Source organism: Yersinia sp. LJYL362, assembly GCF_048323875.1.
In genome coordinates this window covers 1-9,674 of the sequence record NZ_JBLWEX010000076.1, presented here as the reverse complement: position 1 = coordinate 9,674, position 9,674 = coordinate 1, and the positions used below count along the sequence as shown (strand labels likewise).

The following is a 9,674-nucleotide window of genomic DNA, read 5'->3' as shown; positions in this document are numbered from 1 at the left end:
TAGCGGCCTGAGAGGCGGAATCATCTTTAGGGACTGCCACGGCTTGCGCTGCACCTTCCGGCGGCGCAATAGGCAGGGGCTGACTGACCGGTGGAACCGCATCAATCTCCTGACTATCACCGGGTTTGGGCACTAATGGGATGGCAGCAAACTCATCCTCATAATGCTTCTTTTTACCATCCAGCAGCCCCGGCAGTACAATCACGCCTAACGCCACCAGAATTATGGTCCCGACTAAACGGTTCTGGAACTTACTTGCCACTCGCACTCCCCATTTCAATGTCTTGATAAACTCAAGCTGTTACAAATCCATTGCTGCCATAACATGAGCAACCGTATGGAAAGAGCCACAGACAATGACCACATCCTGTGGTTCTGCATCCTGCATGGCCTGACGCCAGGCAGTTTCGACATCACTAAACTGGCGTGATTGCGCCAAATGCTCGGCTAATTGCTCCGCGCTGGCCCCACGCGGTCCTTCCAGCGGCGCACAGTACCATTCATCGACTTGCTCAGATAAACACGCCAGCGTACCACCAATGTCTTTATCCGATAACATTCCAATCACCGCGCGCACTTTGCCCTGTTTGGGCAGTTGAGCCAGTTTATCAGTCAAATAACGCGCTGCGTGCGGATTGTGAGCAACATCCAAAATCAACAACGGCTGCTCACTGATTATCTGAAAACGCCCTGGTAAACTGGCGGCCTGTAGCCCCTGACGAATCACGTCTTCGCTCAATGACAATCCAGAATAATGCAATACTGCCAGAGCCGTCGCAGCATTAGCTAGTGGCACATTCGGTAGTGGCAAATCGTTCAGTTGGCGATCACCGCATAGCCAGTTCCAGCCATTTTGGGGTTGATCAAAGGAGCCATATTGGCTGAACTGCCAGGCAACATCGCGTTGATTCAGGTGCGCACCGAGTGTTGCCGCAACATCTGCAATCGACTGCGGCATATCAGGTTCCCCAACGACTGCCGGTTTACCCGCACGGAAGACACCAGCTTTTTCACGGCCAATGCTTTCTCTGTCGAAACCCAGCCAGTCAGTGTGGTCGATCGCAATGCTGGTAATGGCGGCAACATCTGAATCCACAATATTTGTCGCATCCAAACGCCCACCCAGCCCGACTTCCAGAATTACCACATCAAGCTTAGCCTGCTTAAACAGTTGCAGGGCAGATAAGGTGCCAAACTCGAAGTAAGTCAGTGAGATATCTTCGCGCCCCGCTTCAATTTTAGCAAAAGAATGGCTGTGCTCCGCTTCAGGCAATTCTTGCCCCTGAATACGGACGCGCTCGGTGTAACGCAAAAGATGAGGTGAGCTGTAAACCCCGACCCGCAGACCCGCTGCCAGTAAAATTGATTCCAGGGTACAACAAGTGGTGCCCTTGCCATTGGTACCGGCAACGGTAAAGACTTTAGGAGCAGGCTTAAGCAAGTCCAAACGCTCAGCAACCTGTTTAACACGTTCCAATCCCAGCTCGATTGGCTGAGAATGCAAGCGCTCAAGATAGTAAAGCCACGCGGCCAAAGGCGACGTGGCTTGGGGAGTTTGATGGTTTTTCATAAGTCCCGTCACTGACCTTTATACCCATCATACTTCAAGCTGCATGTACGTTGACTGCTTTCATTCACCCGAATCATTGACTAGCGTCAACTCATCGAGATTCACTCAATTGCCGCCTTCCTGCAACTCGAATTATTTTGGGTAAATATTTATCTTTTTTAAAGCTATAAAGCTTAAGTTGCGACAATGCACGATAACCGGGCACCACCATATCAGGGTGGTGCCCGTTAAGATAATCAGGCATCAGCCTGATTATCTGCCACAGCCGCATCAGCCTTAACCCCATCCACACTTGGTTGCGGTTGATGAGTCAATTTCGACAAAATGCTGGCTAGCGTCTGACGCATAACCGGACGACGAACTATCATGTCGATAGCGCCTTTTTCAATCAAGAATTCGCTGCGCTGGAAGCCCGGCGGCAGTTTTTCACGCACAGTTTGCTCGATAACCCGAGGGCCAGCAAAACCAATCAATGCTTTCGGTTCCGCGATATTGATATCACCCAACATTGCCAGACTGGCGGAAACACCGCCCATGGTCGGGTCAGTCAGCACTGATATATACGGCAAACCACGCTCTTGCATTTTAGCCAGAGCAGCACTGGTTTTTGCCATCTGCATCAGAGACATCAATGCTTCCTGCATACGGGCACCGCCACTAGAAGAGAAGCACACCAGTGGACAATTGTCTTCCAGTGCCTGTTCTACCGCGCGAACAAAGCGAGCACCGACGACTGACGCCATTGAACCGCCCATAAAAGCAAATTCAAATGAAACCGCCACAATAGGCATACCTTGTAAGGTTCCTTTCATGGCAACTAAAGCATCTTTCTCGCCCGTCTCTTTTTGTGCAGCTGAAAGGCGGTCTTTATACTTTTTGGAATCCTTAAATTTCAGGATATCCTTTGGCTCCAGTTCGCTACCCAGTTCAACTTCACTACCTGCATCCAGCAGCATATGTAACCGCGCACGGGCTGACATACGCATATGGTGATCACACTTAGGACACACTTCCAGATTGCGCTCTAACTCGGCACGATAAAGTACCTGACCGCAGCTGTCGCACTTCGTCCACACCCCTTCAGGAATACTCGCTTTACGGGTTTGTGTGATATTGCTTTTGTTGAGAATTCGTTCAATCCAGCTCATCGATGACCTTTCTGTTTGAACCTGGCTGTTGCCAGTTCGCTGTTCATGCTTTAACCATCTCCCTGAAAACACCCCAATAAAAAATGCCTAAGATATACGCCAATGCGGCGTAACTAAGGCACTTAACTCGGATTGTCCGCAGGAACAGACCACAAATGTGACTCATTAAACCATATTGGTTCGACAGTGTAGATAAAAAACTGGTCGAACCCACGGCTTAGGTAACATTTTTACTGATTTTTCTGACGCGCTGCTGCCCGCCGATGCCGCCAAACCTCGAATACGCCCGGCAAAATTGACACCACGATAATGGCAACAATCAGCAATTTCAGATTATCCTGAACAAAAGGCATGTTACCAAACCAGTAGCCAGCATAGGTGAATAACAGCACCCATACCAACGCTCCAATCACGTTATAAGCGGCAAAATGGCGATAGGACATTTTGCCCATACCCGCAACAAACGGTGCAAAAGTACGAATAATCGGAACAAATCGCGCCAAAATAATCGCTTTACCACCATGTTTTTCGTAAAACTGATGGGTTTTATCCAGATAGCTACGACGGAAAATTTTGGAGTCTGGGTTACTGAATAACTTTTCACCGAATACCCGACCGATGGTGTAGTTAATCGCATCACCCAAAATCGCGGCCGTGACCATCAGAGCAACCATAATGTGAACATTGATGTCATTGGAGGGCAATGAGGCTAATGCACCTGCCACAAACAACAGAGAATCGCCCGGCAAGAATGGCGTGACAACCAAACCGGTTTCACAAAAGAGAATCAGGAATAAAATGCCATAAACCCAGACGCCATACTGCGCTACCAACTCCGCTAAATGCACATCAATATGCAAAATAAAATCAATAACGAAACGTATAAATTCCATAAATACTCTCGAGTAGTCAACGAGCTTAATCTTTGATTAAGCGAGCTTAGCTGAACTTCCTTAGGTAATCCTTAGCCCCAAGTGATCCACTCGCCTAACTCATGTTGTTGCATGAAAATAAGGCTATAAAATCAGTCGTCCGCTAAGAAAAGCGGCCCCAATGGCGTTTTGGGTAAAGCAAAGTGGTCAGGATAGTCAACCGAGACTAAATATAACCCTTCCGCTTTAGCGGTTGCCGCCGCACGTGCTCTATCTTTCAGCGCCAGTAACTCGGCCATCCAGGTGACACTCTGATTACCGCAACCAATTTCGATCAGGCTACCGACAATATTGCGTACCATATGATGAACAAATGCGTTGGCCTTGATATCTACCACGATATACGCGCCATGTCGGGTAACTTTGACATGTTTTACATTTCGCCAGGGTGTTCGGGACTGGCACTGTATCGCACGAAACGAAGTAAAATCATGCTCACCGAGCAAACATTGCGCAGCCTGTTCCATTTTTTCGGCATCCAGCGGCATATAACAATGGGTGACCCCTTGCGCCAAAACCGCTGGCCGATAGCGATGGTTAAAAATAATATAACGATAGCGTCGAGCCGTGGCACTGAAACGGGCATGAAAACTATCATCAACTGTTTTGACCCAACGAACCGCAATATCAGGCGGTAAATGGCTGTTGACGCCCATCGTCCAGGCGGCATCTTTGCGCTCGGCCGTAGTGATAAAATGGACTACCTGCCCCGTCGCATGCACCCCGGCATCTGTCCGTCCGGCACATAATACGCCGATAGGCTCATTGGCGACTTTTGACAGTGCGGTCTCCAGACAAGCCTGTACGCTGGCAACCTCTTGCTGGCGCTGCCAACCGAAATAACGGCTGCCGTTGTATTCAATACCCAGCGCGATTTTAATCTCCGCAGCCTCAGCCACGGTATTTTCCGGCTGAGTCAACTCAAGTTCGGACATCAGTATAGTTGCTCCTGCAACAGGCGCTCCGCCGTTTCAATTGCCATCAACGCACCGCCGAAACGAATGTTGTCAGTCACCGACCAGAACTGCAACACTTCGGGGATACCATAATCATTGCGGATACAACCAATACTCAAAACATCACTGCCAGAGGCATCAGTGACTTGTGTTGGGTAATCATCTTCTTCCGATAACTGGATATCGTCGCAACTTTCCAGCTCACTGCGGGCTTCTTCTGCGGCGATTGGGCGTAGCGCTTCCAGATGAACCACTTGTGCCTGACCATAGAATACTGGCGACTGGACACAGCTCACGGAGATAGGTAACCCTTCGTCTTGTAAGACTTTACGTACCTGATCCACTAAACGGCGTTCTTCACGTACGCTACCTTCTTCATCAGCCAGCAGCGGTAAAACGTTAAAGGCCAATTGCTTAGCGAAAACACCTGGCTCCGCAGGAATACCATTTAACAGCTTAGCGCTTTGCCCGGCGAGATCATCCACTGCGGCTTTACCGTGAGCGGAAGCAGAAATCAGCGCGGTAACATGCAAACGGGACAAACCGGCCTGCTCGGTCAGCGGCTTAATTGCTGTCAATAACTGGCTGGTCAGGCTATCGGCGACCGCAATAATATTGCGGTTGCGGTACTCCGCCAGCACTTGAGGATTCACACTTGGCACCACCAGCGGCACATCTTGATCCATGGCAAACAAGCCACTGCTGTCGATAACCAAACAACCGGCGTTGGCCGCTTCTTCCGCATATTGCTGTGAGGCTTCACGGCCAGCGACAAAGAAAGCCAGTTGCGCCTGCGACCAGTCAAATTCTGCGGCATTTTCAACCAGCACACTTTTACCGTTAAAGCGCACAGTTGCACCAGCACTGCGCTCGCTGGCCAGAGGATACAATTCACCAACCGGGAACTGGCGCTCATTTAACAGCTCCAGCAAAGCTTCACCTACTGCGCCCGTTGCTCCTAACAGAGCTATATTCCAGCCGTCAGACATGTTGGTTTTCTCCACTAACGTTCATTAAATTACAAGGATTTATGCAAATAACAGAATGGTCATTTACTAACGAATTAATGCGGTATACCCAAAGTCATTGGAGTTGCAGGTAGGCAGCAAGTGAACTCATCCCGATGAGCTTACTCAAGTAAGTGACTCGGGTGAGTGCACGCAGCTAACACCCCTGCAGCTTCAAGAACGAAGGGTATGAGTGCTAAACCCTAACTTTTGCAACAACTCAGCGCTGGCAGCATCATCGCACTGCACACAAAGTGATGACCATTCGCGCCGCTCTTTATAGTGCTTACGCAGGCGGTCAAACTCGCCCGGCTGACCAGCAACACGCCGTAACGGCGCATCATCGCGGCGCACATCATACACCAAGTGCATCAATCGTTTTAATTTGCCTTCGTCTAACGCACCATTTAGTCGTAACTGGCTGAATTCGGGCGGTGGCAATAAGCTGGCAAGCTCGACGGATTGTGGCTGGCCCAAATATTGACTGAATGCTTCAAACACTTGAGTGGTACCGCGCGCTTTACCCTCCAATGTGTATCCGGCGATATGGGGTGTCCCGATATCAACACGGGCCAATAACGGCAGAGATAACTCGGGCTCTGGCTCCCACACATCCAGCACCACATTGAGCTTTTTGCCCTTTTCCAGCGCGCGGAGCAATGCAGCGTTATCAACCACCGCACCGCGGCAGGCATTAATCAGAATGCGATCATCGGGTAAAGCGGCCAGCAGTTCATCATCTGCCATGTGCAAACTTTGGTAAGGGCCGTTTTTATTCAGCGGTGTATGGAAGGTAAGAACATCAGCCTCGCGTACCAGCTTTTCCAGCGGCCAGAATGTTTCGTTATCACCGCGATCCGCACGTGGTGGGTCACACAGAAGAGTCCGCACCCCGAGAGCTTGCAGGCGAGCATTCAGCCGTGAACCCACATTACCCACACCAATGATACCAACTGTTTTATCACGCAGTTGGAAGCCATCGCGTTCGGCCATCATCATCAGCGCAGAAAAAACATATTCCACCACGGCAATCGCATTACAGCCAGGAGCGGCGGAGAAGCCGATGCCCTGCTGTTGCAGCCAGTTATCATCGACATGATCAGTGCCCGCGGTCGCGGTGCCGACAAAACGAATTGACGTGCCTTGCAACAGCGTCTCATTCACTTTGGTAACCGAGCGCACCATCAACGCATCTGCACCCGCCAGCGCATCAAGGGGGATTGGCCGCCCCGGCACTGCCTGCACATCACCTAACCGCTGAAATAGCGCATCGGCGTATGGCATATTCTCATCAACCAGAATTTTCACTTTGTTCTCCGGCAGCTTGCTGCCCTACAGATGAAAAACAGGGCGCTTAGTATATCCCCAAAATCGTTGGAGTTGCAGGTAGGCGGCAAGCGAATAAACCCCAATGAGCTGACTCAAGTCAGTGATTCGGGTGCGTAAGCGTAGCCAACCCCCTGCGGCTTCAAGGAGGAAGGGAATTGGTGCGACGAAAACGCTCTGGTGTCGTCCCCGAAATTTGCTGGAACATGGTAATAAAAGCTGATGCTGAACTATAGCCCACATCAAGTGCCACACTTTGCACCGTTCTCCCCTGCTCGAGTAGCGAAATTGCATGTAAAAAACGCAAACGTTGCCGCCATTCACTAAACGCCATGCCTAACTCTTGCTGGCAACGGCGTGATAACGTTCGTTCAGTGGTATAGACCCGTTTGGCCCAAACTGCCAGCGAGGTATTGTCTGATGGACAGCGTTCCAGCGCCGCCAAAATGGGCGACAACAACTTATCTTGTGAGGTCGGCAAATAGGTGCACTGCACCGGTGAGACTCTGAGCTGATCAATCAGCACCAGGCTTAAGCGCAAATCTTGTTCGCTTTCCGGCATTAATAAACCACGGGCGAAGCAATCCTCCACGATGGTATTAAAAATCGGGCTGACATTAATCAGACAAGCTGAGGTGGGTAACTCTTTGCAGTGTTCTACCGCGATATCGATAGCGCGAAAATGCATTGATTTACGGTTATAACTGGAATGCTCGACTCCGGCGGGGATCCAGACACTGAATTCAGGCGGAGCCAGAAAGCGCTGCCCACCAATGCTCATGGCCAGTACACCCGATTTAACACAGATCAATTGCCCATAGGAATGGGTATGGGGCAGAAATTCAGTATTGGCATTGTATATCTCACAGCGAAAAGAGAGATTCTGTGGCGCGGTGTCGGCGACCATCGGAAAATTAGGTTTTGTCATCGTTATTTATACCCTAAATAATTCGAGTTGCAGGAAGGCTGCAAGAGAGTCCCGATGCGCATACTGGAGTCAGTGATTCGGGTTATTGAACATAGCCAACGCATATGCAGCTTGAAGTATGACGGGTAAATTGTCTTAATCACAGCAACGATTGTCTGATTATCAGTATATAGAATAAATCAGACAGCGTTACACTGCACTGCATTAGTATCTCAATGAGAATTATGTTCATGAATGTGTTATTCCCCTTATTCGCGGTGATTATCTGGTCAATCAATGCCGTGGTCAGCAAGGTCTCCGCCACCGCTATTGATCCGGCGGCAATCTCCTTCTATCGCTGGGTACTGGCATTACTGACCCTAACGCCATTTTTGCTAATGGGCGTTATCCGCAACTGGCAGGCAATCCGTGTTTATTGGTGGAAACTGATGATTCTGGGGTTATTGGGGATGGTGTTGTACCAAAGCCTGGCTTATTACGCTGCCCACAGTGTCAGCGCCCTGTTTATGGGAATACTCAGTTCGTTAATTCCATTATTAACCGTGCTTATTAGCATTGTGGTGCTGCGTGTGGCACCTACCGTCGGGATTGCGCTGGGCAGTGTATTGTCATTAGGGGGATTGGTGTGGTTGGTCAGCGCGGGTAACCCGGTGCAATTGCTGCAACATGGCATCGGCAAAGGTGAATTGATGATGTTCGGTGCCTCGGCATCCTATGCTCTCTACGGGGTATTAACCAAGCGCTGGGCGATTCAATTACCTAACTGGCAATCCCTATATATACAAATTGTCTTTGGTGTGGTGCTGTTATTACCGAACTTTCTGTTAGCCGCGGATGTTCAATTAACAGCACAGAATATCCCGCTGGTATTATTTGCCGGCATTCCCGCTTCTATTATTGCGCCTTATTTATGGATTCACGGCGTCATGCGACTGGGAGCAAACACCGCGTCGATATTTATGAACCTGACGCCAGTGTTTACCGCCATTATTGCCGTCACTTTCCTGCATGAACAGTTGCACAGCTACCACCTGATTGGCGGTGGCATTACGCTCGCGGGGGTGATATTAGCTCAACGTCTGCGCACACCATTACGTCGAAAAACCGCGCAATAAACGCTCTCAGGGCGAGATAGCACTATTGCTCGGTGTTGCTATCTCCCCCTGAGTATTATCTTTTCTATGCAGCATTAATACACCCAATAAAACCAATGCACTGCCCAGTAATTGCGAAGCCGATAAGACTTCATCCAATAGAAAATAAGCAATTACAGCAGTGAACACCAATTCCAAGGTGAGTATTAAACTGGCGACTGCCAGCGGGAGAGTTTTCAAACTCAGATTAAACAACCCAAAGCCCAGTAATGTCGGGCCAGCGGCCAGAATCAGCAATAGCCACCAGCCAGACCATTGAACACCTTCTGTCCCGATGGATAAAAAGAACAGATTTCCCACCATCTGCTGTAATCCCTGTATCGGGAACCACAACAACAGTTGATTAAATATCAACTGATACACAGCAGAAAGTCCAAATACATATAAAATGGTATTCCACACGGGATAACGGCGATCCGTGGCAATTCGCCCGGCCAGAGTATAAAAGCTGTAACCAATTCCCGATGCCAGTCCAATGAATAAACCCACAAAATTAAAATCTGCCGCCGTGATATTCACCCCATCACTGACCAGAAAACAGCCCACCATGCTAATAACGATAACGAAGAACTCACGCCAGCCCATATATTCGTTATAAAAAATCCATCCCAGAAAAACGGTAAAACCCACCGAGCAATACACCAAAATGGTGG

At 49.5% G+C, this 9,674-nt stretch carries 10 protein-coding genes; 1 reads left to right on the top strand and 9 read right to left on the bottom strand.

Going from position 1 to position 9,674, the window contains the following annotated elements; translation table 11 throughout:
• The 8 genes from dedD to ACNSO8_RS03185 all read right to left on the bottom strand — a co-directional run.
• Positions 1–262: cell division protein DedD (gene dedD / locus ACNSO8_RS03220; protein ID WP_418393808.1), on the bottom strand; the 262-nt coding region annotated here is incomplete at its 3' end.
• Positions 263–301: 39 nt separating this feature from the next.
• Positions 302–1,570: a bifunctional tetrahydrofolate synthase/dihydrofolate synthase gene (folC, locus tag ACNSO8_RS03215; protein ID WP_050160904.1), complete on the bottom strand. Its 1,269-nt coding sequence runs from the start codon at positions 1,568–1,570 to the stop codon at positions 302–304.
• Positions 1,571–1,806: 236 nt separating this feature from the next.
• Positions 1,807–2,718 carry an acetyl-CoA carboxylase, carboxyltransferase subunit beta gene (gene accD, locus ACNSO8_RS03210; RefSeq protein WP_019081994.1) on the bottom strand — a complete coding sequence of 304 codons (912 nt, stop codon included), beginning with the start codon at positions 2,716–2,718 and terminating at the stop codon, positions 1,807–1,809.
• A gap of 230 nt (positions 2,719–2,948) precedes the next feature.
• Positions 2,949–3,611 carry a DedA family protein gene (locus ACNSO8_RS03205; RefSeq protein ID WP_005171830.1) on the bottom strand — a complete coding sequence of 221 codons (663 nt, stop codon included), beginning with the start codon at positions 3,609–3,611 and terminating at the stop codon, positions 2,949–2,951.
• A 131-nt stretch (positions 3,612–3,742) separates the two neighbouring features.
• Positions 3,743–4,585, bottom strand: coding sequence for a tRNA pseudouridine(38-40) synthase TruA (truA, locus tag ACNSO8_RS03200; RefSeq protein ID WP_418393807.1), 843 nt, complete (start codon positions 4,583–4,585; stop codon positions 3,743–3,745).
• Entirely contained in the window at positions 4,585–5,595 is a 1,011-nt protein-coding gene (locus ACNSO8_RS03195) for an aspartate-semialdehyde dehydrogenase (RefSeq protein ID WP_050160905.1), read from the bottom strand. Before ACNSO8_RS03195 ends, truA begins: the two co-directional genes overlap by 1 nt.
• 192 nt (positions 5,596–5,787) lie before the next feature.
• Positions 5,788–6,921, bottom strand: a complete 1,134-nt coding sequence (gene pdxB, locus ACNSO8_RS03190) for a 4-phosphoerythronate dehydrogenase PdxB (RefSeq protein WP_418393806.1) — start codon at positions 6,919–6,921, stop codon at positions 5,788–5,790.
• Between the two features lie 160 nt (positions 6,922–7,081).
• Positions 7,082–7,867, bottom strand: a complete 786-nt coding sequence (locus tag ACNSO8_RS03185) for an AraC family transcriptional regulator (protein WP_418393805.1) — start codon at positions 7,865–7,867, stop codon at positions 7,082–7,084.
• A 230-nt stretch (positions 7,868–8,097) separates the two neighbouring features.
• Between ACNSO8_RS03185 and ACNSO8_RS03180 the strand changes: the two genes are divergently transcribed.
• On the top strand, positions 8,098–8,982 hold the full coding sequence (locus ACNSO8_RS03180; protein ID WP_026018113.1) for a DMT family transporter: 885 nt from the start codon (positions 8,098–8,100) through the stop codon (positions 8,980–8,982).
• Between the two features lie 6 nt (positions 8,983–8,988).
• Here the strand turns inward: ACNSO8_RS03180 and ACNSO8_RS03175 are convergent.
• Positions 8,989–9,674: DMT family transporter (locus tag ACNSO8_RS03175; protein ID WP_418393804.1), on the bottom strand; the 686-nt coding region annotated here is incomplete at its 5' end.